Annotated in this window: 18 protein-coding genes; 9 read left to right on the forward strand and 9 right to left on the reverse strand. The window is 73.8% G+C overall.

Going from position 1 to position 22,910, the window contains the following annotated elements:
* Nucleotides 1–82 precede the first annotated feature (82 nt).
* The 5 genes from ESG85_RS12015 to ESG85_RS35470 form a co-directional block, all read right to left on the reverse strand.
* Nucleotides 83–778, reverse strand: a complete 696-nt coding sequence (locus ESG85_RS12015) for an RraA family protein (protein WP_128978327.1) — start codon at nt 776–778, stop codon at nt 83–85.
* Between the two features lie 110 nt (nt 779–888).
* Complete coding sequence (locus ESG85_RS12020; RefSeq protein ID WP_128978329.1) at nt 889–2,352, reverse strand: carboxylesterase/lipase family protein; 1,464 nt, start codon at nt 2,350–2,352, stop codon at nt 889–891.
* A 232-nt stretch (nt 2,353–2,584) separates the two neighbouring features.
* Entirely contained in the window at nt 2,585–3,028 is a 444-nt protein-coding gene (locus ESG85_RS12025; RefSeq protein ID WP_246094947.1) for a DinB family protein, read from the reverse strand.
* Nucleotides 3,029–3,166: 138 nt separating this feature from the next.
* Complete coding sequence (locus tag ESG85_RS12030) at nt 3,167–4,318, reverse strand: ROK family transcriptional regulator (RefSeq protein ID WP_219825183.1); 1,152 nt, start codon at nt 4,316–4,318, stop codon at nt 3,167–3,169.
* A gap of 91 nt (nt 4,319–4,409) precedes the next feature.
* The gene (locus ESG85_RS35470; RefSeq protein WP_164986226.1) at nt 4,410–4,661 is read right to left on the reverse strand and encodes a hypothetical protein; all 252 of its coding nucleotides are present in this window, start codon (nt 4,659–4,661) and stop codon (nt 4,410–4,412) included.
* A gap of 452 nt (nt 4,662–5,113) precedes the next feature.
* Here ESG85_RS35470 and ESG85_RS12035 point away from each other — a divergent pair, with 452 nt between their 5' ends.
* Nucleotides 5,114–6,529, forward strand: coding sequence for a sulfatase-like hydrolase/transferase (locus tag ESG85_RS12035; protein WP_128978335.1), 1,416 nt, complete (start codon nt 5,114–5,116; stop codon nt 6,527–6,529).
* Nucleotides 6,530–6,712: 183 nt separating this feature from the next.
* On the opposite strand, the gene ESG85_RS12040 is transcribed toward ESG85_RS12035, so the two are convergent.
* Nucleotides 6,713–7,084, reverse strand: coding sequence for a cupin domain-containing protein (locus ESG85_RS12040; RefSeq protein WP_128978337.1), 372 nt, complete (start codon nt 7,082–7,084; stop codon nt 6,713–6,715).
* Between the two features lie 329 nt (nt 7,085–7,413).
* On the opposite strand from ESG85_RS12040, the gene ESG85_RS12045 reads away from it, so the two are divergent.
* From ESG85_RS12045 to ESG85_RS12055, 3 genes are all read left to right on the forward strand, one after another.
* Entirely contained in the window at nt 7,414–7,797 is a 384-nt protein-coding gene (locus tag ESG85_RS12045; protein ID WP_246094948.1) for a VOC family protein, read from the forward strand.
* A gap of 268 nt (nt 7,798–8,065) precedes the next feature.
* Nucleotides 8,066–8,410 (forward strand): SPW repeat protein, encoded by a 345-nt coding sequence (locus ESG85_RS12050; protein ID WP_246094949.1) that lies wholly within the window; start codon nt 8,066–8,068, stop codon nt 8,408–8,410.
* Nucleotides 8,411–8,829: 419 nt separating this feature from the next.
* On the forward strand, nt 8,830–10,119 hold the full coding sequence (locus ESG85_RS12055; protein WP_128978341.1) for an ATP-binding protein: 1,290 nt from the start codon (nt 8,830–8,832) through the stop codon (nt 10,117–10,119).
* Between the two features lie 65 nt (nt 10,120–10,184).
* Here ESG85_RS12055 and ESG85_RS12060 read toward each other — a convergent pair whose 3' ends face one another.
* Nucleotides 10,185–10,733, reverse strand: a complete 549-nt coding sequence (locus ESG85_RS12060) for a GNAT family N-acetyltransferase (RefSeq protein ID WP_128978343.1) — start codon at nt 10,731–10,733, stop codon at nt 10,185–10,187.
* A gap of 102 nt (nt 10,734–10,835) precedes the next feature.
* On the opposite strand from ESG85_RS12060, the gene ESG85_RS12065 reads away from it, so the two are divergent.
* On the forward strand, nt 10,836–11,483 hold the full coding sequence (locus ESG85_RS12065; RefSeq protein WP_128978345.1) for an NADPH-dependent F420 reductase: 648 nt from the start codon (nt 10,836–10,838) through the stop codon (nt 11,481–11,483).
* Nucleotides 11,484–11,611: 128 nt separating this feature from the next.
* Here the strand turns inward: ESG85_RS12065 and ESG85_RS36600 are convergent, their stop codons facing one another.
* Nucleotides 11,612–13,471, reverse strand: coding sequence for a hypothetical protein (locus ESG85_RS36600; protein WP_281288030.1), 1,860 nt, complete (start codon nt 13,469–13,471; stop codon nt 11,612–11,614).
* Nucleotides 13,472–13,640: 169 nt separating this feature from the next.
* On the opposite strand from ESG85_RS36600, the gene ESG85_RS12080 reads away from it, so the two are divergent.
* Nucleotides 13,641–15,089: a PP2C family protein-serine/threonine phosphatase gene (locus ESG85_RS12080; protein ID WP_128978347.1), complete on the forward strand. Its 1,449-nt coding sequence runs from the start codon at nt 13,641–13,643 to the stop codon at nt 15,087–15,089.
* A gap of 286 nt (nt 15,090–15,375) precedes the next feature.
* Here ESG85_RS12080 and ESG85_RS12085 read toward each other — a convergent pair whose 3' ends face one another.
* Nucleotides 15,376–16,866, reverse strand: a complete 1,491-nt coding sequence (locus ESG85_RS12085; RefSeq protein WP_128978348.1) for a DNA-binding protein NsdB — start codon at nt 16,864–16,866, stop codon at nt 15,376–15,378.
* Between the two features lie 237 nt (nt 16,867–17,103).
* Here ESG85_RS12085 and ESG85_RS12090 point away from each other — a divergent pair, with 237 nt between their 5' ends.
* The 3 genes from ESG85_RS12090 to ESG85_RS12100 all read left to right on the forward strand — a co-directional run bounded on the left by ESG85_RS12090 (nt 17,104) and on the right by ESG85_RS12100 (nt 22,878).
* Nucleotides 17,104–18,234 carry an aminoglycoside phosphotransferase family protein gene (locus ESG85_RS12090; protein ID WP_128978350.1) on the forward strand — a complete coding sequence of 377 codons (1,131 nt, stop codon included), beginning with the start codon at nt 17,104–17,106 and terminating at the stop codon, nt 18,232–18,234.
* 294 nt (nt 18,235–18,528) lie between these two features.
* Entirely contained in the window at nt 18,529–20,463 is a 1,935-nt protein-coding gene (locus ESG85_RS12095; RefSeq protein WP_342781230.1) for an N-acetylmuramoyl-L-alanine amidase, read from the forward strand.
* A 171-nt stretch (nt 20,464–20,634) separates the two neighbouring features.
* Nucleotides 20,635–22,878: a terpene synthase family protein gene (locus ESG85_RS12100; RefSeq protein ID WP_128978353.1), complete on the forward strand. Its 2,244-nt coding sequence runs from the start codon at nt 20,635–20,637 to the stop codon at nt 22,876–22,878.
* Nucleotides 22,879–22,910 lie beyond the last annotated feature (32 nt).

Consider the following 22,910-nt stretch of genomic DNA (forward strand, 5'->3'; position numbering starts at 1 on the left):
CGGAACCCGTGCGGGCTCGCGTGTCCGGGGTCCACGCGGGGCTCGCACGGCCCGGGCTCACCCGGGGCTCGCACGGCCGGGGTCACTCCTCGATCGCGCCGCCGATCCGCCGCAGGTGCTGCCGGAAGGTGTACGAGGGGTCCTGCGCGCGGCGCTCCAGGTACTCGGCGAAGCGGGTCTGGTCGCGGAGGGTCTCCCCCGCCCTGATCCGCCGGGCCTGGTTCCGCTCGGTGCGGAAGATGGTCTCCGCCGTGTCGAGCACGGCACCGGCCCGGTCGGCCGCCACGAACAGGACGCCGTCGTCGTCCGCGAACACGACGTCGCCGGCGTCCACCGTGTGCTTCCCGAAGCGGGCGCTCCGCAGCGCCTCCGCGCCGCGCGGGTCGAGGCGAACCGGACCGGGTGCATGAGCCCCGTACGAGAAGACCGGCAGCCCGATCTCCCGCAGGTCGGACGTGTCGCGGTGCAGCCCCCACACGACGACCCCGGCGACACCGGACGCCTCCGCCTCCAGGACGGCGAGATCACCGACGCAGGCCTCGTCCCTGCGCCCCTCGTTGTCGACGACCAGCACGTCACCGGGCGCGCCGTGGGTGGTGAAGGCCTCCAGGAACACGTCCACGCTGCCGTAGTGACGTACGGGCAGGGCCCGTCCGGCGACCCGTCGCCCGGGCAGCACGGGCACGATCCCCGCGGGCGCCGCCCGCAACGGCACTCCGAGTCGTACGCAGGCGTCGGCGACCAATGGCGTGGACAGCTCGGCGAACCGCTTGGGCATGGCTCTTCCCCCTGGACGTCGTCGATTCGGGCCGCGGTCCGGATGCTATCCGTCACGCGGTGCGGGAGAGAGGGCCAATGGACGGCGAGTGGCCCGGTTCCGCGCCGTCGTCAGGCGAGCCAGATCTCGCGGACCGCGCGCAGGGGGTCCGTCTCCACGCGGGGGGCCGCGTCCCAGATCTTCGTCGCGCGCGTGGTCGCGGTGTACGCGGGCCAGTCCCGGCCCGGGTCCTGATCGGTGACGAAGGCGACCCAGGCGCGGTGCACGGCGTCGGCGAGGGAGCGGGGCGGGGTGGGACCGGCGGCGGCCTCGACGCCGGCCGCTTCGAGCAGGTCGAAGGCGAAGGGCAGGTCCAGGCAGTGGTAGGCCTGGCCGTTGACGGGTGACTCCCACGCGAACTGGTAGAGCCAGGTGGGCCGTTCGCGCTCCGCGCGGGCGTCGGCGACGGCGAGGGAGGGGGCGCGGAAGGTGACGTCGGTGAGGGCCTGGCCGAAGTGGCCGGCGGGGTCGGTGTCCGCGTACGCCTCCGCGAACGCGGCGGCCCGCCGGCCGGTGAGGCCGAGCCCGCCGAGCAGCACCGGCAGCGGCGGACCGTCCGGGCCGGGCGCGGGGGCCGCGTTGAACTCGTGCGCGGTGAAGCCCAGCATCAGCGGCACGCCGGCACCCGCGTCGCCCGTCGTGAGCGCGTCGAGGACCGGCTCGGGGACGAGGTCTCCGTCGGCGAAGGGTACGAGGGACAGCAGTGGCGGGAGGCCCTCCCGGTCCGGTCCGGGCGCCGCGAGGCGGTCCTGGAGCGCGAGGAGCTCGTCGTCGCGCAGATCCCGGAGCGCGGCTGCCGTGGCGGGCCGGCCCGTACGGCTGGTGAACAGACGGGAGACGGCCCGCGCCACGTCGGGGCCGTCGGGTCGCGTCACGGCGCCGGAGACCGAGAGCGCGCCGCGGAACAGGCCGCGGGCCGAGGGCACGGCGAGCAGGGTCTGGACGGCGCCACCGCCCGCCGACTGGCCGGCCACGGTCACCCTGGCGGGATCTCCGCCGAAGCGGGCGATGTTGTCCCGCACCCATTCCAGGGCCGCGATCCAGTCGCGCACGCCGCGGTTGTCGGGCGCGTCGTCCAGGTGCAGGAAGCCCTCGATGCCGAGCCGGTAGCCGAGCGAGACGAACACGACACCGTCGCGGTTGAAAGCGGCACCGTCGTACCAGGGGCTCGCGGCGGAGCCCGCGACGTATCCGCCGCCGTGGATCCAGACGAGCACCGGAAGACCGGCCTCCGGGTCGACCGAGGGGGTGAAGACGTTCAGGTTGAGCACGCCCTCGCCGGGGATCGACGGCTCGGGAATGGTCGTCACCTCGGCGAACGGCCGGCGCTGCGCGGTCGGCCCGTACGCCGTGGCGTCCAGCGGCTCGGTCCACGGCTCCGGCGGCTCGGGCGCGGCGAAGCGCAGCGCGCCGACGGGCGGCTTGGCGTACGGGATGCCCAGGAAGCGGCGGCTTCCGTCCGGCCGCCGCTCACCGCGGACGGGACCGCGGGTGGTGGTCACGAGCGGGGCGTCCAGGGGACTCTCGAGCGACATGGTGCGCCTTCCTGCCGGGCCGGGCTGCGGCGGCCGCGTTCTCGGTGCTGCGAAAACAGCTGACACGACGAACTTACACGTGTCAATGACGAGCGCCAAGCAAACCGGGCCGCCGATCGCCGCAGCGCGGAGCGCTGCCGGCCTGCGACGTGGAGCGCTGCCACCCTGCGAGGCGGAGCGCTGCGGTCCGCGGCGGACAGCGCGCCACCGGCGTCCGCGGCGCCCCGTCGGACTACTCGCCCGTCGTGCCGTCGATGCGTTCGCGGAGCAGGTCGGCGTGGCCGTTGTGGCGTGCGTACTCCTCGATCATGTGGGTGATGACGCAGCGGAGCGAGTACGTCTCGCCGCCGTGGCTCGTGGTGACGTCGAGGGGCGGGGCCGCGGCCACGATCGCGCGGGCGCGGGCGCACTCCTCGCGCCAGACGGCGAAAGCCCCGTCGGCGTCGGCGCCGTCCACGTCGAAGTCCGCCCGGTCGGTGGAGCCGGGAGGGGTCCACGGACTCCGGCCGCGCTCTCCGTTGACGACGTCGCGGAACCAGCCGCGCTCGACCTCGGCCGCGTGCCCGGACCAGGCCGAGCAGGGAGAGACCCGAGGGGATATCGCCCGGGTCCGCAGCTGATCGGCCGTGAGGCCCGCGCACTTCAGCGCCAGGGTGTCGCGCTGGAACCGCAACACGGCGGTGAGGGTGGTGTGTTCGTCGGCGGTGTGAGGCGTCGGGGTGCGGTGATCCCGCGTCCTGATCGGCATCCCGCCAGGCGGCGAGGGCGACGACCCGGGCGTTTCGCTCCGCTCCGGCGAGGGGGACGGACCCGCCTACCGCCGGTCCGCGATCTTCTCCAGGCTCTGCAGGGGGTTGCGGAAGAGCGGGTTCAGCAGGACGGTGCCCGCGGCCACGGGCATCGTGGCCGGGCCGGCGTGGGGGCTGACGATGCGTTCCGGGTCGTGGCACACGTGGGAGAGGTCGACGGCCGTGCCCTGGATCTCCTCCAGGTAGCAGGGGTCGAGGAGGCTCGCCAGCTCGGTGACCACGACCAGGTCCGGGTTGAGCACGTCGAGCAGCAGCGCGACCGCGCGGCCCACCGCCCGCGCCCGTTCGCGCAGGAGCCGGTCCGCGCGCCGGTCCCCTGCCGCCGCCGCGTCCACCACCAGGAACGCGTCCGGCTCCGGCACGATGCCCCGGCGGTACGCCGTCTCGCCGAGCGCCCGGTTGGAGGCGGTCGCCGCCAGACAGCCCGAACGGCCGCAGTCGCAGTGGACGGTGGAGTCGGGCACCGGCAGGTGCGCCACCTCGCCGGCGGCCGAGCCCGGGCCCTGGTGCACCACCCCGGCGATGCCGAGGGCCGCGTCGACGACGTTGCCGACGAAGAGGTGGACCAGGCTGCGGCGCGCCTCGGGGCGGCCGAACAGGATCTCGGACTGGGCGACGGCCCGGGCGTGGTTGTCGACCCGCACGGCCGGTCCGCCGAGGCCGCGGGCGAGTTCGGCGGCGAGGGGCCGGTGGTACCAGCCGAGCGCGTCGTGCCGGACGACCCGCCCGCGGTCCGGGTCGACCCAGCCGCCGAGCGCGGCGCCGATGCCCAGGAGCGGGCGGTCACCGAGGTGTTCGTCGAGGAAGTGGCGCAGTTCACGAGCGACGGTGGCGGGCAGGACGCGCGGGTCGGCGGCGGCGTGCTGGATCGAGTGGCGCGCGACGAGACCGCCGCGCAGGTCCACCAGGCCGACGGTGGAGGCGTGCACGCCGAGGTGGACGCCGCCCGCCACAGGGCCGCCGACGCCGCCGAGGTGCAGGTCGACGGGGATCTGCGGGCGACCCGGCCCTCCGGTCTCCGCGCGCTCGGGGAGTTCCCGCAGGAGTCCGTGCCGGAGCAGGTCCGTGGCCTGCCGGGAGACGGCCGCGGGGCTGAGACCGGTGAGGCGGGCGATGGCACTGCGGGCGACCGGCCCGTGCTCGCGCACCGTCCGCAGGACGGTGGCCGCGTTGGTCTCGCGCCTCCCGTCCCCTGCCGGCCGCGCACCGAGGCCGGGGGCGGCGGCACACGCGGGCGGGGGCGCGGGCTCAGGCGCGGTCGCGGCCGTGGGCGCGGACGCGGAGGACGACGACCCTGGGGCGGACGCGGACGCGGCGGCCGTTGCGGACGCCGGTACCGACGCCGGTACGGATGCCCGCGTAATCCCGGCGGCCTGCGCGGACGCGGAGGACGACCTCGGGCCGGACGCGGAGGCCGGTACGGATGCCGGTGCGGGGGCGGAGGCGGACGCCGGTGCGGTCCCGGGTTCCGGGCGGGGGGTGGGGCTGGGGCTCATCCATGCCTCGTCTCGGAAGGGTGGCATCTGTCTACCGCACGCCGCCGACACCTGGGGCCATGTCCAGGGCGGGCGCAGCTCCTTCGGGAAGTCCGTACGGCGGCTCCTCGCGGCCCCGGTCCGCGGCCGGATCCGTACGGGACCGACGACGGAACCGGGACCGCGGCCGATGCCGCTGCCGGGTCCGGGACTTCGACGAAGGAAGTGACGGAAGGAACGGAAGGAACGGAAGGAACGGAAGACAGGACGCAGGGTCGCGTGGACGAGTTGCGGACGTCGTCGTGATCCTTCGTCCGACAGTGGGGCACATCGGTCAAGTGGTCCATCGCGGCAGCGTAGTTGCTGCGGCGCCCACGGCGTGGCCCCCTGGTGTCCTATTACTTCCTCTGCGAAATTAATTGACCGGACCCGGAGCATCCGTTCCCCGTCCACCTCCCCCGGCCCGAAGGGATCCGCATGCCGCCGACGAACCGCCCCAGCGTGATCGTGGTCCTCACCGACCAGCAGCGGTGGGACACCACGGGTGCGCACGGCAACCCCGCAGGGGTGACGCCCGAGTTCGACCGACTCGCGCGCGAGGGGACCCTCGTCGAGCAGGCGATCACGCCACATCCCGGGTGCGCGCCGGCCCGCGCGGCGCTGCAGACGGGACGGTTCCCGACGGGATCCGGAGTGTTCCGCGACGGACTTCCGTTGGGAGCGGACGTACCCACGCTCGCCGAGGCGTTCGCGGCCGCCGGATACGTCACCGGCTACCTCGGCACGTGGCACCTGGCGGGTGAGGAGCACCCCGACGGACCGGTCCCGCCCGGACGGCGTGGCGGATACGCGCACTGGCTCGCCTCGGACCGGCTCGCATCCACCCCGGACGCCTACCGGACGGTGCTGTACAACGGGGACGGTGAGCCGGTCCGGCTGCCCGGCTACCGGTCGGACGCCCTGATCGACGCGGCGATCCGCTTCGTCGCCGACCATCACCGGCAGCCGTTCCTGCTCTTCCTCTCCCTCCTGGAGCCGCACCACCAGAACGCCACCGACGACTTCCCCGCCCCGGCCGGCTACCGCGAACGCTTCGAGGGGCGGTGGCTGCCACCGGACCTCGCCGCGCTCAGTCCCGGCCCCGCGCACGGCGGCGCGCACCGTCACCTCGGCGGATATCTGGGGCGGATCAAGCGGGTCGACGAGGGCGTGGGACGGCTTCGCGACAGCCTGCGCAGCCTGGGCATCGAGGACGGCACCGTCCTGGCCTGGACCGCGGACCACGGCTCGCACTTCCGCACCCGCAACGGCGCGTACGGGGGCTCGGCCCACGAGGCCTCGGTGCGCGTGCCGTTCGTGCTGAGCGGGCCGGGTTTCCGCGGCGGCGGCCGCATCCGCCAGCCGGTGTCGACGGTGGACCTGATGCCGACGCTGCTCGACGCCGCGGGGATCGAGGTGCCGGCGGGCGTGCACGGGCGCTCACTTCGCCCGCTGGTCGGCGGAGGCGGTGAACTCGACCGCCCCTTCTCGGTGTTCGTCCAGATCAGCGAGGACGTCATCGTCCGCGCGGTCCGCACGGACCGGTGGAAGTACGTCGTGACCGCGCCGGACGACGTCGACGCCTGGTCCGAGTCCGCTGCGGACCGCTACCGCGAGAGCGAGCTGTACGACCTGGCCGCGGACCCGTACGAGTTGGAGAACCTGGTGGGCCTCACCTCGCACCGGCAGGTGGCGGACGGCCTGCGGGACGCGCTCGGCACCTGGCTGAAGGAGGTGGAGGGCGTCTCCCCGGTCGTCGAGGCGGCCGAGCCGCGTACGCTCGACCGGCGTGCGTCCTGCGCGTTCCCGAAGGACCGGGTGCCGTGGAACGGCATCCGCTTCGGCCACGACTGACCGGCGTCGCGCCGCGCACGGTCCAGAGCCACAGGCACCGCCCGCCGTCACGGATCGGCCGTCGTCACGGACCGACCGCCGCCACGCATCGACCGCCGTCACGGATCGGCCGCCGCCTCGGATCGGCCGCCGTCACGCGCCTGCCGCCGGCGCAGGCCTCCCGTGCCCACGGACCGGCCGTCGTCAGGTGTCCGTCGGCTTGGCGTAGTCGGCGAAGCCCATCCAGTCCAGGGCCACGCAGGGTTCGTCGCCGACCACCCAGGCGTCGTGTCCGGGCTGGACCTCGTAGAACCCGCCGGGCATCAGATCGGCGGATTCTCCGTCGTTCATGACGACCTTCAGCCTGCCGCTCACCACGTAACCGACATGGTGGGCCTGGCAGCTGTCCGTGCCGGCGATCGGCTTGACGTGCTCCGACCACTTCCATCCCGGCTCGAACACGGCTCGGCCGACTGCTCCGGAGCCCGTGAAGAGCAGGTCCATTCTGCCCTTGTCGCCTTCGAAGGGGCGCGTCTCGTCTGCGGAGTCGAAGCTCCTGGAATCGATTCCGGTCATCGTGGTCCGCCTCCCGGCGGTGGAAACGTACGGATCCCCGAGCCCACTTCCAGGCTACGCCGCGGGCCTCCGACGCACCCGGCCGTGAACCACGTTGCCGAACATGATCAACAAGGGTTAGGCTGGCCACATGACTGCCGGGTCGGCCGTGGGCCGCGATCGAGAGAGGCGCCCGGCCGTGGCGTGAGCGCCGCCGGGTGGCGGGCGCGGGGTCCGCCGTGGTCGTCCGTCCTGTGACACGCGTGAGACGCACGAGACGTGTGCGTACGCGACGTGTGCACGGGCAACGGAGGAATTCCACCAGCGCACACCCCGCGAAAGGACCACCTGTGACCGTCGAGCTCAACCACACCGTCGTCTACGCCCGCGACAAGCGGGCCTCCGCCGAGTTCCTGGCCGAGGTGCTCGGCCTGGAGGTCGGCGCGCCCTTCGGGCCGTTCGTCCCCGTGGACACCGGCAACGGCGTCACCCTCGACTACTACGACGCCGGGGACACCGACTTCCTGCCCGGCCATTACGCGTTCCTCGTCCCGGACGAGGAGTTCGACACCATGATCGGGCGTCTGGAGCGGATGAGGGTCACGTACTTCGCGGACCCGAGCCACCAGGAGCCCGGGCAGATCAACCGCCTCTTCGGCGGCCGGGGCGCGTACTTCTCGGACCCCGACGGCCACAACATGGAGATCATCACCCGGCCGTACGGGCGCCCCTGACCGGACCCGTCGGCGGAATTGGACGTTCCCTTCATATCCCGGGGCGGTTTTCTGTACGGATCCCTTATCGGGCAGATCTACACATAAAGACCATATAAGCGCACAATGAAACCGCGGCATCAAAGCCGTAAGCGCGGTCGGACGTGCAGAACGCCAGAAGGAGGCGAGTCGTATGGCCGACGTCTCTCACCGTCCCGGCGACATCAGGGGACACCCGGACGCCTCGGAAATGCGGGATCGTTACTCCCGTATGCTCCAGACCCGGGGTGTGGCAGCGGTCGAAGAGCTGGTGATCCTCGCCGGCATCTGGGCCGCGGTCTCCGCGTGGACGGTCCACTTCTCCGCCACGAAGCCGGAGCTCGCCATCAGCAACCTGGTCGTCGGCATCGCCCTCGCGGCCCTCGGCCTGTGCATGTCGATGGCCCCGGAGCGGTCCCAGGACCTCAACTTCGTGGTCCTGCTGCTCGGTGTGTGGCTGATCGTCTCCCCCTGGGTGGTCTCCCGGGACGCCGGTACCGGCGCGATCCTCAGCAATGTCATCACCGGCGCCTGCGTCTGCCTCTTCGCCCTCACCGCGGGCGGACTGCTCATGAGCAAGAGAAGGACGACGTAACGATCCACCCGGTCCTCTCCCAGTGGAGGTCACTCGCGGAGGTCCCCGGAAGGCCCGCCCTTCCGGGGACCTCCGGCATGCCGTCGGTCCCTCCGCCACGCCAAGGGCCTCCGGCACGGCAAGGGCCTCCGCACGGCAAGGCCCCCCCACGCCAAACGCTTCCGCACCTGGCCGCCATCGCGGCGCGTCGCGGCCCGCTGGGCGTCGGCCGGCTCGGCGTCGGCCGGCTCGGCGTCGGCCGGCTCGGCGTCGGCCGGCTCGGCGCGCTTCGCGGCGCGTCGCGGCCCGCGTGCGTACAGAGACGGTCCGGCGCATTTGCCGTCCCCCGCTTGTGCACCGTGGCGCAGGACCCGCCCCCGCCGCCGGGCCTAGCCTCCCGAAACGAGGCGCGACGGCACCAACGAGGGGCGGTACCACCGGTGAACTGGCTCATCCACGACTACCGCGAGAGCGATCTCGCGGCCGTCGTCCATCTGATCGACACGACGGCCGAACTGGGCCAGGAGTCGGTCTTCTCGCTCGCCGAGTGCATCAGCGCGCTGACCTCCCGCCAGCCGGCCGTCGTCGCCGTCCACCAGGGCGCGCCCATCGGCGCCGCGCTGGCCTGCGTGGCCGGCGAGCGCGCCTGGGTGATGCGCGTGGCGATCTCCTCGGCCTGGCGCGGCCGGGGCCTGGCCAGTGCGCTCCTGGTGGAACTGGAACGGCGTCTGATGGCCGCGCGGGTCGCACGCATCGCGTACGTCCTGCCCGAGGAGGAGCTGCTCGGCGAGGGGCTCCTGAACGCCGGCTACACGCGGCAGCCCGCGGTCGCGTACTTCGAGAAGGCCGAGCCGCTGCACGGCCCCGCCGCCGGTCTCCTCGACGACCTGGGCGGCCGGCTGCTGCCCGCCGACCTGTGGGCGAAGGTCGCGGGCATGGAGCGGGAGAAGGACCTGATCGAACGGAGGGTCGTGCTGCCGCTCGCGGAGCCCGAGCGCGCCGCCCGGCACGGGGTGCGGCCGCCGCGCGCGATCGGTCTGTTCGGTCCGCCGGGCACCGGCAAGACGACCTTCGCGCGCGCCATCGCCTCCCGGCTCGGCTGGCCGTTCGTGGAGATCCTGCCGTCCCGGCTCGCCGACGGGGGGAACCTGGCGGCGGCGCTGCGCTCCGCCTTCGCCCGCATCGCCGAGCTGGAGCGGGTCCTGGTCTTCATCGACGAGGTCGAGGAGATCGCGCCCGTCCGCGCCGAGCCGGTGCAGCCGGGCGGCATGCACGGCGTGACGAACGAACTCCTCAAGCTGATCCCGGGGTTCCGGGAGCGCGACGAGCGGCTGCTGGTCTGCGCCACCAACTCCATCCGCTCCCTGGACCCGGCCTTCCTGCGTCCCGGCCGCTTCGACTACCTCATCCCCATCGGGACGCCGGACAGGGCCGCGCGGGCCGCGATCTGGGCGCGCTACACCGACGCGCGGCCCGAGGTCGACGTGGACGCGCTGGTCGCGGCGAGCGAGCTGTTCACGCCGGCCGACATCGAGCACGCGGCGCGGATCGCCGCGCAGAACTCCTTCGAGCGTGACCTGGTGGCGGTCGGCGGCCGTGCCGGCGAGCCGGTCACGCCCGGTGCGACCACGGCGGACTACCTGGACGCGATCGGTCAGTGCCGGCCGACCGTGACACCGGAGATGATCGGCCAGTTCGAGTCCGACATCACCACCCACGCCCGGTTCTGAACCGCCCCGACCGGGCGGTTCCCGGCTCGGGCGTGTTCCGCCAGACGGAACCTTCGGAACACGCGCTAGAGGGCGTCCGGCGATCCCTGGCGGCTGCGCCGGTAGAGGACCTGGGGGGCGTCCCACTCCACGAACGACTCGGCGTGCGTCATGCCGACGGCCTCCAGGAGCCGCCGGGACCGGGCATTGGCCTCCTGGGTGACCGCGACGACCGTCGCCGCCTCCGTCAGGGCCGCCTCGACGGCCGCGGCGACGGCCTCCCGGGCGTAGCCCCGGCCCCAGTGCTCGGGCAGGAACTGGTACGAGACCTCCGTCTCCCCGCCCCGGCCCTTCCGCTCCACCGTGACCATGCCGAGCACCGTGCCGTCCGCCGCCCGCTCGACCGCGTGGAATCCGGGTGCGCCGACGATCCGCCGCTGCCGGATGCGGACCACCGAGTCCAGCACCGGACCGCCCAGGTGTCGCCGCACCTCCGGGTCGGTCCACAGCCGCGTCACCGCCGGCAGGTCCGCCGTCCGCACGGGCCGCAGCACGAGCCGGCCGGTCGTGATCGGCGCGGAGGCCGGGCCGGTGGAGGGTGCGGTGCGCGATGCGGGTGGGGAGGAGGAGGCCATACGTCGATGATGACAGGCCCTGGGACGTACGACCCTCGGGGTAGTGATCGTCCGTCCGCCGCCCGAGGTGGCGGCGGGCCGCCTGCTCCTAGGGTCGGGGCCATGAGAATCGGAATCCTCGGAACGGGACACGTCGGCCCCACGCTCGCCGACGCATGGCACGCGGCGGGTCACGAGGTCGTCATCGGCTCGCGGAAGCCGGAGGAGGCGGAGCCCGGAAGCGGGCGGGTGCCGATCGTGTCGAACGAGGAGGCGGTCGCGGGCGCCGACGTCGTCGTCAACGCGACGCCCGGCACCGCCTCCCTGGCTCTGCTCACCTCGGTCGGCGCGCCCGCCCTCGCGGGCAAGGTGCTCCTCGACGTCGCCGTCGGCTTCACGGAGGACGGCAACCTCTCCCATCTCGGCGAGAGCCTGGGCGAGGAGCTCCAGCGCTCCTTCCCCGGCACTCCGGTCGTCAAGACCCTCTGCACCGTCGACCGGCTCGTCATGGTCGATCCCGGCTCCCTGGAGGGGCCGAGCACCGTCTTCCTCTCGGGCGACGACCCGGCGGCCAAGGCCACCGTCCGCGGCCTCCTCCACGACCTCGGCTGGACGGACGACGCCCTGCTCGACCTGGGCGGCATCGCCACGGCGCGCGGCCAGGAGCACTTCAGCCTGCTCTTCATCGGCATCGCCGGAGGCACCGGCACCTACCGCTTCGGTCTGCGTGTGGTGATGCCGACGGAACGGACGGCGGCGGACACGCACTGACGCGGCGCCGCACGGCCCCACCCGGCCAGGGTCCGGCCGTCAGCCGGTCCGTCAGGTCCGTCAGGTCCGTCAGGTCCGTTCGATCCCGGCCCCGGCGCGGGTGGTGCGGCGGGCGGTGGCGAGGGAGTTCACCCGCCCAGCCTCCGTTCGAGTGCGGCGAGGGCTCCGGCGCGCCGGCCCGGTACCGCCCGGCGCAGCTCGACGAGCGCCGGGCCCAGGGCGCGGGCCCTGGCCGGGTCCGTGATCTGCTCCCACTGGTGGTGCGCCCGGTCCACCGCGCCCTCGACGTCCGGCTCGTCCGGCCCCTGCCGCAGTCCGAGCCGGGCCTGCGCGGCGGCGATCCACAGTTCGCAGCTCCGCGCCGGTTCCCCCGCGAGCCGCGCCAGGTCCGCCCGCACCTCCACCCAGTGCAGCGCCTCCCTCGACCTGGGGCCGTGGCGCCGCAGTGCGTCGCTCTCCCACGCGGAGGCCATCGCCGCGGCCTCGGCGTGCCGCCCGGCCATCGCGGCGGCGAGGATGGCGGGATGCGGATCCACGCCGCTTCCGGGCCGCGGCGGCCCTCCGACCCCCGCACCCGCTGCCGCTGCCGCTCCGGGCGCCTCCGCCGGCCGCGGCGGCACTGCGGCGCCCTCCGCCCGTACGGCCACCGCGGCCCGGGCATCGGCCCGCCGCGCGGCGAGGCCACCCTTCCGCGACGGCACGGCGCCGGACGGTCGCGTGTCGTCGGCCACCACCGAAACGGGCACAGACACGGGCGCCGGTACGGGCGCGGGCGCCGGCTTCGGCGCCGGTACGGGCGCGGGCGCCGGCTTCGGCGCCGGTACGGGCGCGGGCGCCGGCCTCCGCTCGGGGATCGGCGCGGGCGCCTGGGGCTCCGCGGTCGGCATCGCCGCCGCCACAGGCGGTTCTTCGTCATGTCGGCTGTGTACGGGGCCCGGAGAGGTCTGCCGCGCGCCGGCGCGCGCCGGCGCCGAGCGCGGCACCAGGCGCCGCGTCGGCGGGGAGTCGACGGTGTCAGGCGTGGCGGCGGCAGGCGCGGACACCGGCGGCGTCGCGGACGCGACCGGCACGGGCTGGGCGCCCGCCGCCGGACCACACGGAACGGACACCGGCGCGATGCCCGCGACGTGCGAGGGCTGAGCGGAAGCCGCCGGCACCGGCCCGACGGCAGCGGTGTGCGCAGGCGGCACGGCCGCCGCCGACTCCGGCGGGACGGCGGCGGCCGGCACCGACCGGCCCGGCGAAGGGGCGACCTGCCGGCCCGGACCCGCGGGCGTGCCCGGCACCTGCTCGCCAGAGCCCGCCGGCTGGGCCGGAGGTGTCACGACCAGGGACTCCGGGTGGTCCGTCAGGGCCGCGGCCGCGGCCTCCGCGTGGAGGGCCGGGAGCGGGGGGCGCGCGCCCGAGCGCCAGAGGGTGGCGAAGTGGCGGAGGTAGTCGGGTGTCAGGAGGGGGCCGCGGCGCGGGAAGGGCGTCACGCGCGCGTAGAGCGGGACGGCGGGGCCGAGGGACAGCGCGCCCGGCTCCGTGGCGAGGCGCTGCCAGAGCTCCGGGTCGGCAGCGAGGTCGGCGACGACGTGCGTCGTGCCGGGACGGCGCGGCGCGAGCTCGGTGGCGATCCAGTGCCAGGGAAGTCCCGTGTAGCGCAGGGTCGTCGGCGTGCTGCGGGCGAGCGCGAGGTGCGGCAGCCGCTGACGGCGGTCGAGTTGGACCTGGCCCGCGAGGTAGAGGGCGAGCGGGCCGGGTGTGGCGGCCGCGGCGCGGACTCTGGTGAGGACGGTCTGCGGGTCCAGCGGGTCCGCCAGTTCGACGATCGTCGCCATGTGCGCACCGGCGAGCACCCCGGCCGGAACCGCCGCGAGCGCGGGCAGCACGGACGCCGCGTCCATGGCCCGTCCCCGTCCGGCGGGCGCCGCCGCCAGCAGCACCGCCGTACCCATTGTGTTCTCCGCGTCGTTCACCACAGCAGCACCGTAACGCGTGGCCACGTGGCCGAATGTCTACTGGCCCTCCCGTGGGCCGGAGGCATATGTCAGAAGCACCACCGTATCGAGTGTTGCCAAACGTCTTACGAGGTGTCCCGGGCTGTGCGAAAGTCGTATCCGGGCTTCACATCCCAGACTTGGCCGCGCCACGTCGCCTGTATCGGAGTACGACATGCCGTCCCATCTGTTCGCGGACCGTCCCGCCCAACCGCCCGAGCCGGGCGCGGTGGACGCGCTGATCTCGCAGACTCGTCGGCTGCGCGGCGAGGTGGACGCCGTGCGCCGGGACGCCGTGGTGGACGAGGACGACCCGCAGAACCGCTGGCAGCGCGCCCTGTGCGACCTGGCCGTGCACCAACTGGACGACCTGGGCGAGCACTTGGGGCAGCTGAAGGCGGGCCTGCCCGCCCCGGCTGCCTCGGACGCGGCGGCGGCGTACGCCGAGCCCCTGCTCGGTGCCGTCCCCTCGCCGCGGCTGACCGGCTCGCTGCTCTCCCGGGTCGGCAGTGCCGAGTGGGACCTGCTCACCGATGACGTGCACTGGTCCGACGAGCTGTTCCAGATCTTCGGCCGGCAGCAGGAGAGCGGCCCGATGTCGCTCGACGAGCTGCCGTCGATGGTGTTCGCCGAGGACCAGCCGGTGCTCCAGGCGATGGTGACCGACTGTCTGATCGACGGGAAGCCGATCGACGGCGAGTTCCGGATCGTCCGCACCGACGGCCGGGTCCGCACCGTGCACATGACGGGCGAGCCCGTCCTCGACACCGACGGCTGCACCGCCTCGATGTGGGCCGTCCTGCGGGACGTCAGCGAGCTCCGCCGCAGTGAGCGCGCGGTCCGCGAGAGCCGGGACAGCCTCCAGCGCCACCAGCACATCGAACACACCGAGCGCCGGGTGGCCGTGGAGCTCCAGGAGGCCGTGCTGCCGCCCTGGCGCGGCTCGCTGCGGTTCGCGCACGACGGCCCGGCACCGCTCGACGTGGCCGGGCACTATCTGCCGGCCGCCACGACCGGCCTGATCGGAGGCGACTGGTACGACGCGCTGGCGCTCCCCGACGGGGACGCGCTGCTCACGGTCGGCGATCTGACCGGGCACGGCGTGGCCGCGACCTCGTCGATGGCGATGCTGCTGGGCGCGCTGCGCGGCATGGCGGTGGCCGGGATCCGGCCCGGTGCCCTGATGGGGCACCTCAACCAGCTGCTGGAGACCTCCGTCCAGCCGGCCCTCGGCAGCGCGATGTGCTGCCGTTACGATCCGGCCGCCCAGCTCCTCACCTGGTCGCAGGCCGGCCACCCCGCCCCGCTGCTGTTCCGCGACGGGACGGGACGGGCCCTGGCCAGACCCGAGGGCGTGCTCCTCGGGGCGACGACCGGAGCCGCGTACGAGGAGGCCGAGACGCGGCTGCTCCCGGGCGACGTACTCCTGCTGCACACCGACGGGCTGACCCGTTCGGCGGACTGCCTGGACGACGGCCCGGGTACGGAACGGCTGCTGGCCCTCGCTCCGCGACTGGCCGCGGCACGGGACGCGCAGGACTGCGTCCGGTCGGTGCTGGAGGAGTTCGGCGAGGGACCGCGCGAGGACGACGCCTGCCTGATGGTGGTCAGGGTCGGCTGCTAGAAACCCCGCGCGAGCGGGCGGGCCGTGCACAGAACCCGGCGTACCGTCCTCCCCCCAAGGGGTCACGGCGCTCCACGGCTCCGGTCGTCAGGACCGATGGAGGAGGCGCCGGGCAGCGCTCTGCCGGCCCCAAGGCCGACGCCGAGCCGGCGCCTCGCGGTCGGCGCGGTGCGCGCCGCGCTCCAGTGCTCGACGCCCGCGCACCGCGCCACCAGGGACGGCCCGCCCGGGCGTCGCCCACCGGTCCGTCCCCTGACTCGCTCCTGCTCCCCCGTCGCCCCGCCCCTCACACCTCACCGGTGCGGGGGCGGTTCGCCGGTGCCTTCGGGAGCGCGGTCGCGATCTCCTCCCGCAGGTGGTCGATCTTGGTGTAGCCCGCGTACTCCCCGGTCAGCCGGTACATCTCGCGCAGCCGGTCCCAGGTGCGGTGCGAGGAGGTCTCGCCCATGGACACCAGGGCGAGGCGGGCGTAGCGGTCCGCCTGTTCGGGGTCGTCGGCGATGAAGCAGGCCGAGGCGAGCGAGATGTGGTCGAACAGCTTCGACCGGTCGTGCCCGTCCCGGCGCAGTTCGATCGCGAGCTTGGCGTGGCGCTGGGCCGGGACCGCGGCGCCCGGGTCGTGCTCGGCCAGGGTGCGGTAGGCGAGGGCCTGCATGCCGTGGAGGTCGGCCTCGTCGAAGTTCTGCATCCAACTGGGCTTGTCCTCGCCCTTGTCGGAGACGAACATGTCCTCCGCCTCGCCGAGGGTGCGGCGCATGGCCTGCCCGCGGCCCATCGACGCCTGCGCCCAGGCCTCGATGGTGTGGAACATGGCCTTGGTGCGCGGCAGCAGCCGCTCTCCCGCGCCCGACGTGGCGAGCTTCATCAGATCGAGCGCCTCGTCGGGCCGGCCGAGGTGGACCATCTGGCGGGCGGCACGGGACAGCGCCTCGCCGGCGCGCGGCCGGTCGCCGCCCTCGCGGGCCGCGTGCGCGGCGATCACGAAGTACTTCTGGGCGGTGGGTTCGAGACCCACGTCGTGGGACATCCAGCCGGCGAGCACGGCCAGGTTGGCGGCCACGCCCCACAGTCTGCGCTGGAGGTGGTCGGGGTGGTGGTAGGCGAGCATGCCGCCCACCTCGTTGAGCTGGCCCACGACCGCCTTGCGCTGCAGGCCGCCGCCCCGGGAGGCGTCCCAGGCGCGGAAGACCTCGACGGAGCGTTCCAGGGCTTCGATCTCCTCCGACCCGATGGGGGCGGCCTCGTAGCGGTCGTACCCAGCGGGGTCGGCGTGGAGGGGATCGACGGCGCTGGGGGCGGCGCCGGAGCGTGCGGGGTCGGCGTGGAGCCAGTCGTGCATGGCGTTGGTGAGTACGGAGCCGGCGGCAAGCGCGGCGCCCGCGCCCACCAGGCCGCGTCGGTTGAGCATGAGGTCCATTCCCGTGAATTCGGTGAGGACCGCTGCCGTACGCTCGGGCGCCCAGGGCAGCCCGTCAGGGTTGTCGTCGTGCCTGACGTCCCGCCGCTTGCCGGCGCGCCCGTGTCGTACGAACCCGAGGTCCTCGATGGTCACGACACGACCGAGTCGCTCGGTGAACAGCGCCGCCAGCACCCGGGGCACGGGATCGCGCGGGGTCTCCCCCATGTCGATCCAGCGCCGCACCCGCGAGGTGTCGGTCGCCAGCTGGGGATGGCCCATGGCCGCCGCCTGCCGGTTCACCATTCTCGCGAGTTCGCCCTTGGACCAGCCGGCCAGGCCGAAGAGGTCTGCCAGGCGGGTGTTGGTCTGTCCTGTCACGTCTAAGCCCCCAGGTTCTCGGCTGAGTTGACAGTAGCCCCCTGTCATAGGGCTGGCGACTATTCGCCAGGGTTCGCCAGGGTGCGCCCGATGTTCCGCCACCCGCGCCGCGGTGTCAGGTAGGAACGCGCCACCCCGCCCCATCGACCGGCCCTCATTTTCCCCAGGGTGCGGACCGTTCGGGCGGGCGGGGCGACGCACGCAACTCGTCGGCGCACGAAGGGATCTGTCTCCTCCATGTACACAGCATCGTCCTCCGTGTCCGCCCCGCCCCGGCCGCTCCACCGCACCCTGCCGGCCGGCTCCGGACCGTACCTCGCGCCCGCCCCGGCCCAGGGAGCGGTGCGGCCGAGGCGCTGGGTGGGAAGCACCGTCCAGCCGCCCAGCGGGCGCATCGACCTGTCCGGCCCCCAGGGCGCGCAGCTGCGCAAGGCCATCGCGTCCGTCCACCGGATCTGCCCGGAGTTCAACCCGGTGCAGGTGCTGCGCCGGAGCGGTCGTTCCGTGCTGATCGTCGGGACGACGGGCCGGACGACGGCGGTGGCGAAGTGTTTACTGGACCATTCCTCCGCGTGGGTCGAGCGGTTCAGGCATGAAATAGGGGCATACCGTGCGTTCGTCCGGAACCGGCCCCCGGTGCGCGTGCCGCGGCTCATCGCCGCGGACCCGGACAACTGCACGCTGGTCATCGAGCGGATGCCGGGGCGGGCGGCGGCGCTGGCGCGCCACCCCGTCGAGGCGCCGCCCCGCGCGGACGTGCGGGCAGCGCTGGGCGCGATCGCCCGGCTGAACGCCTGGCGGCCGCCGGCCGGGACGTTCGACGCGCCACTCGACTACGGGACGCGGGTCGCCCGCTACCACGAGCTGGGGCTGTTCACCGACCGCGACCGGGACGACCTGCAGAAGCTGCTGCACGGCCTCGCGCACGCGGGTGGCCGCCAGGGCATGGGGCAGTTCTGTCACGGTGACGCCCTGCTCTCCAACATGCTGCTGTCGCCGACGGGTCCGGTGCTCGTCGACTGGGAGCACGCGGGCTGGTACCTGCCCGGGTACGACCTGGCGACGCTGTGGGCGGTGCTCGGTGACGCCCCGCTGGCGCGGCGGCAGATCAGCCAGCTGGCGCAGCAGGCGGGACCGGCCTCCAGGGACGCGTTCCTGGTGAACCTGATGATCGTGCTGACCCGGGAGATCCGCACGTACGAGACGGCCGTGCAGCGCACCATCAAGGAGGCTCCGCCGGCCGGTTCGGTGCCGGTGCCCGCGGGTTCGGTCTCGCCGGGCGAGGAACAGCGGCTGCTGCTGCGGCGGTTGCACGACGACTGCGCGATGGCGCGGCGGGCCGTGCGCGCGGCGGTGGGAACCCGCTGAGGGAGGGCCCGGGCCGGGACACACGGGTACGGGAGGAGGGCGCGCCGCGCCCCTGGTGACGACACGCCGGGGCGCGGCGCTTCCGTGTTCCGCGCCCGCCCCCGCATTGGTCCATGCCACTGACGCGCCGCAGGCGGGCGCACCACCCGCGCGAAACTCCTCTCCGGCCGCTCTGACGTGGGAAATCCGCCGTGTCGAGGGGTGATTGACGGATGGTCCGTGAGCCGCTACCCCTGTACGGGTTCGGTTGTGCACGCCCCTGTTCCCGGTCCTCACCCGTCCCTGGAGGCTGCCTTGCTCCGTTCCGCGTCCCTCAGACGTGCCGCGCCCGCCGTCCTGCTCCTGCCGCTCCTGACGGGGGTGCCGTCGGCCTCCGCCGGGGTGCCCGAACCCGGGTCGCTCCAGGAGCAGTTCACCGCGGCGGCCGAGCGGCACCGGGTTCCGCAGAGCGTGCTGCTCGCCGTGTCGTACCTGCAGTCGCGCTGGGACGGGCACGGCGGCGCGCCGAGCGTGACGGGCGGCTACGGTCCGATGCACCTGACGGACACGGTGACGGCGCTGGCGGCGGCGCCGCACCACGCGAACGGTACGGAGGATCCGCGCGGCGACGACGCGCGGGCGCCGCGGCTCCCCGCCGGGCTCGCGCCGCCGACGGCGGAGGAGCTGCCCGCGCGGCTGCGGACGCTGGAGCGGGCGGCCGGGCTGACGGGCCGGTCCGCCGAGGAGCTGCGGACGGACCCGGCGGCGAACATCGAGGGGGGCGCGGCGCTGCTGGCCGAGGCCCAGCGCGCGGCGGGGCTGCCGGCGAGCACGGACCCGGCCGACTGGTACGGGGCGGTGGCGCGCTACTCGGGCGCGGACGACTCGGCCACGGCGGCGGCGTACGCGGACGACGTCTTCGACGTGATCCGCACCGGCGAGTCCCGGACCACGGACTCCGGGCAGCGGGTGACCCTGCCGGCCGATCCGGCGGTGGCACCGGACACCGGGCAGGTCGCCGCGCTCGGGCTGCGGGCGCCGCGCAGGGGCCCGGTGGAGTGCCCGCCGTCGGTGCCGTGCGAGTGGGTCCCGGCCCCGTACGAGGAGTTCGGGGACGGCGACTACGGCAACCACGACAAGGCGGACCGGCCGGTGTCGCAGTCGGTGGACTACATCGTCGTCCATGACACCGAGGCGGACTGGAAGACGACGCTGGAACTGGTGCAGGACCCGACGTACGTGTCGTGGCAGTACTCGCTGCGGTCCTCGGACGGGCACGTGGCCCAGCATCTGGCGCTGAAGGACGTGGGCTGGCACGCGGGAAACTGGTTCGTGAACGCCAAGTCGGTGGGCCTGGAGCACGAGGGCTTCCTGACCTCGCCGGACTCCTGGTACACGGAGGCGATGTACCGCTCGTCGGCGCGGCTCGTGCGTTACCTGGCGCAGCGGTTCGGCATCCCGCTGGACCGGCAGCACGTCCTGGGCCACGACAACGTGCCGGGCACGACCGCGTCGACGATCAGGGGCATGCACACGGACCCGGGCCCGTACTGGGACTGGGCGCACTACTTCCGGCTCCTCGGCCGTCCGCTCGCGCCGAGCGCGGGCCCGGGCGCCGGGATGGTGACGATCCGCCCGGACTACGCCTCGCACCGGCCGGTGTACACGGGGTGCGCGGCGGCCGGGGAGGCGTGCGCGCCGCACGGGAGCGGTGCGGTGCGCCTGCACACCGCGCCGAGCGCCGACGCGCCGCTGGTGAAGGACATCGGACTGCGGCCGGACGGGCAGGACTCGACGACCGGGGTGAACGACACGGGTGCGCGGGCCTCGACCGGTCAGAGCTTCGCGGTCGCGGAGCGGCGGGGCGCGTGGACGGCGATCTGGTACCTCGGGCAGAAGGCGTGGTTCCACAATCCGAAGGAGGAGCCGACGGCGGTGAACGCGCGGGGGCTGCTGCTCACGCCGAAGGAGGGTGTGGCGTCGGTGCCGGTGTACGGGCGGGCGTATCCGGAGGCGTCGGCGTATCCGGCGGGGGTTCCGGTGCAGTCGGTGTCGCCGCTGCCGTACCGGCTGCTCGCGGGGCAGCGGTACGTCGTGGGCGGCCGTACTCCGGGCGAGTACCTCTACGCACCCACGTTCGATACATCGGTCCACCGGGTGGTCCGCGGCCTGGAGGAGTACTACGAGATCCAGTTCGGCCATCGGGTGGCCTTTGTGAAGGCCGCTGACGTGCGGGTTTCCCGGGGTTGACGACGGGGCGGCGGAAACCTTTCGGTCGCCGGCGGTCCGTGGCGCGAGCCGCGGCCCGCCGGCGCCCGGTCGCGCTCGTATGACTATTCCGGTGTCCGCGTGGGACCGGGGTCCCCCGGGTAATGCTCGGGCCGGACGACCGCCCGACGCTCACCGAAAGGCCTCCCTGGCATGGCTCAGCCCTTCGTTCTGCCGGACTTCTATGTTCCGTATCCGGCACGGCTCAACCCCCATCTGGAGGCGGCCCGCGCGCACACGTGCGCGTGGGCGCGGGAGATGGGGATGCTGGAGGGCTCCGGTGTCTGGGAGGAGAGCGACCTCCGGTCGCACGACTACGCGCTGCTGTGCTCGTACACCCACCCGGACTGCGACGAGGCGGCGCTGTCCCTCGTCACCGACTGGTACACGTGGGTGTTCTTCTTCGACGACCACTTCCTGGAGGTCTTCAAGCGCACCCCGAACCGGCCGGCGAGCAAGGCCTATCTGGACCGGCTCCCGCTGTTCATGCCCGCCGACCCGACGGCCGGGATGCCCGAGCCGACCAATCCGGTCGAGGCCGGTCTCGCCGACCTGTGGCGGCGGACGGTCCCGGCGATGTCGGAGGCCTGGCGGCTGCGCTTCGCCGAGGCGACCGAGCACCTGCTGTACGAGTCCCTGTGGGAGCTCGACAACATCGACGACGGGCGGATCGCGAACCCGCTCGAATACGTCGAGATGCGCCGCAAGGTGGGCGGCGCGCCCTGGTCGGCGGGTCTCGTGGAGTACGCGGCGGGCGCGGAGGTGCCCGAACAGGTGGCGCACTCCCGCCCGTTGCGGGTGCTGCGGGACGCGTTCTCGGACGCGGTGCATCTGCGGAACGACCTCTTCTCGTACCAGCGCGAGGTGGAGGACGAGGGCGAGAACAGCAACGGCGTGCTCGTCCTGGAGACGTTCCTCGGCTGTTCGACGCAGGAGGCGGCGGACGCCGTCAACGACCTGCTGACCTCGCGGCTCCAGCAGTTCGAGAACACGGCGCTCACCGAGGTGCCGGCGCTGTGCGTGGAGCACGGCCTCGGCCCGGCGGAGGCCGCCGCCCTCGCCGCGTACGTCAAGGGCCTGCAGGACTGGCAGTCCGGCGGGCACGAGTGGCACCTGCGTTCCAGCCGGTACATGAACAAGGGCCTGGTGAAGGGGAGTTCCGGAACCGTCGGCGGAAGTGCGGTCCTGACGACCGGGGTTGCGGTGCCCGGTCAGGGGCTCGGGATGGGCGTCCTCGACGTCCGCAGCCTCTTCGGCCGCCGCCAGACCGAGATCCGGCTGCGCACCCTCACCCATCCGCCGCACCAGCGGGTGGGGCCGTCGCTGCTGCCGGACTTCGACCTGCCCTATCCGCTGACGCTGAACCCGCACCACGCCGAGGCCAAGCGCCGCTCGGAGGACTGGGCGCAGCGGATGGGACTGCTCGACGACATCTGGGACCGGCGGATGATCGAGGGTTTCGACCTGGCGCTGTGCTCGGCCGGTCTCGACCCGGACGCCTCTCCGGAGCAGCTGGAGCTGAGCGCGTGCTGGCTGATCTGGGGCACGTACGCGGACGACCACTACCCGATCGTCTTCGGCAGGCCGCGCAACCTTGCGGGCGCGCGGCAGCAGACCGACCGCTTCAAGTCCCTGCTGAACCACGCCGATCCGGCCTCGGCGGCCGGTCACGCACGGAACCCGATGGAGCGGGCACTCGCCGACGTCTGGGCGCGCACGGCGGGTCCGATGGGCGAACAGGCCCGGGAACGGCTCCGTGTGGCCGTCGGGCTGATGCTGGACAGCTGGACGTGGGAGCTGCAGAACACGGCCCAGCACCGGGTGCCCGACCCGGTCGACTACGTCGAGATGCGGCGCAGCACCTTCGGCTCGGAGCTGACGATGCTGATGGCCCGGCTCCGGAGCTCCGACGCGCTGCCGCCGGAGATCTTCCGGACGGGCACGGTGCGGGCGCTGGAATGCTCGGTGATGGACTACGGAACGATGATCAACGACCTGTTCTCGTACCAGAAGGAGGTCGAGGTCGAGGGCGAGGTCCACAACCTGGTGCTGGTCGTGCAGAAGTTCTTCGACTGCGACTATCCGACGGCGGTGCGCATGGTCGACGACCTGATGCGGGGCCGGCTCCGTCAGTACGAGCACCTGAAGCGGCGCGAGGTACCGATGCTGTACGCGGACTTCGGGCTCGGCGCGGCGGGCCGGGCGGCCTTCGAGGCATATCTGCGCGAGCTGGAGGACTGGCTCGCGGGCATCCTCAACTGGCACCGGAAGGTGCGGCGTTACGGGGCGGAGGACGTGCACCGGGGCGCGGGCACGACGCTGGCGCGCCGGGGTCCACGGGGCCTGGGGACCTCGGCGGCGCGGATCGTCCCGGCCGGCCGGCCGCTCGTGCCGTGAGGGCGCCGGAGCCCGCCCCGGGACGCGGGGCG

The organism is Streptomyces roseicoloratus, from assembly GCF_004117935.1.
GTDB lineage: Bacteria > Actinomycetota > Actinomycetes > Streptomycetales > Streptomycetaceae > Streptomyces > Streptomyces roseicoloratus.

Excerpts from the sequence above, each read along its gene's own strand:
- ESG85_RS12035 (WP_128978335.1), top strand. The coding sequence starts at position 5,114 with ATGCCGCCGACGAACCGCCCCAGCGTGATCGTGGTCCTCACCGACCAG.
- ESG85_RS12020 (WP_128978329.1), bottom strand. The coding sequence starts at position 2,352 with ATGTCGCTCGAGAGTCCCCTGGACGCCCCGCTCGTGACCACCACCCGC.
- ESG85_RS12040 (WP_128978337.1), bottom strand. The coding sequence starts at position 7,084 with ATGACCGGAATCGATTCCAGGAGCTTCGACTCCGCAGACGAGACGCGC.
- ESG85_RS12065 (WP_128978345.1), top strand. The coding sequence starts at position 10,836 with ATGAGAATCGGAATCCTCGGAACGGGACACGTCGGCCCCACGCTCGCC.
- ESG85_RS12090 (WP_128978350.1), top strand. The coding sequence starts at position 17,104 with ATGTACACAGCATCGTCCTCCGTGTCCGCCCCGCCCCGGCCGCTCCAC.
- ESG85_RS35470 (WP_164986226.1), bottom strand. The coding sequence starts at position 4,661 with ATGGATGAGCCCCAGCCCCACCCCCCGCCCGGAACCCGGGACCGCACC.
- ESG85_RS12080 (WP_128978347.1), top strand. The coding sequence starts at position 13,641 with ATGCCGTCCCATCTGTTCGCGGACCGTCCCGCCCAACCGCCCGAGCCG.
- ESG85_RS12060 (WP_128978343.1), bottom strand. The coding sequence starts at position 10,733 with ATGGCCTCCTCCTCCCCACCCGCATCGCGCACCGCACCCTCCACCGGC.
- ESG85_RS12100 (WP_128978353.1), top strand. The coding sequence starts at position 20,635 with ATGGCTCAGCCCTTCGTTCTGCCGGACTTCTATGTTCCGTATCCGGCA.
- ESG85_RS12015 (WP_128978327.1), bottom strand. The coding sequence starts at position 778 with ATGCCCAAGCGGTTCGCCGAGCTGTCCACGCCATTGGTCGCCGACGCC.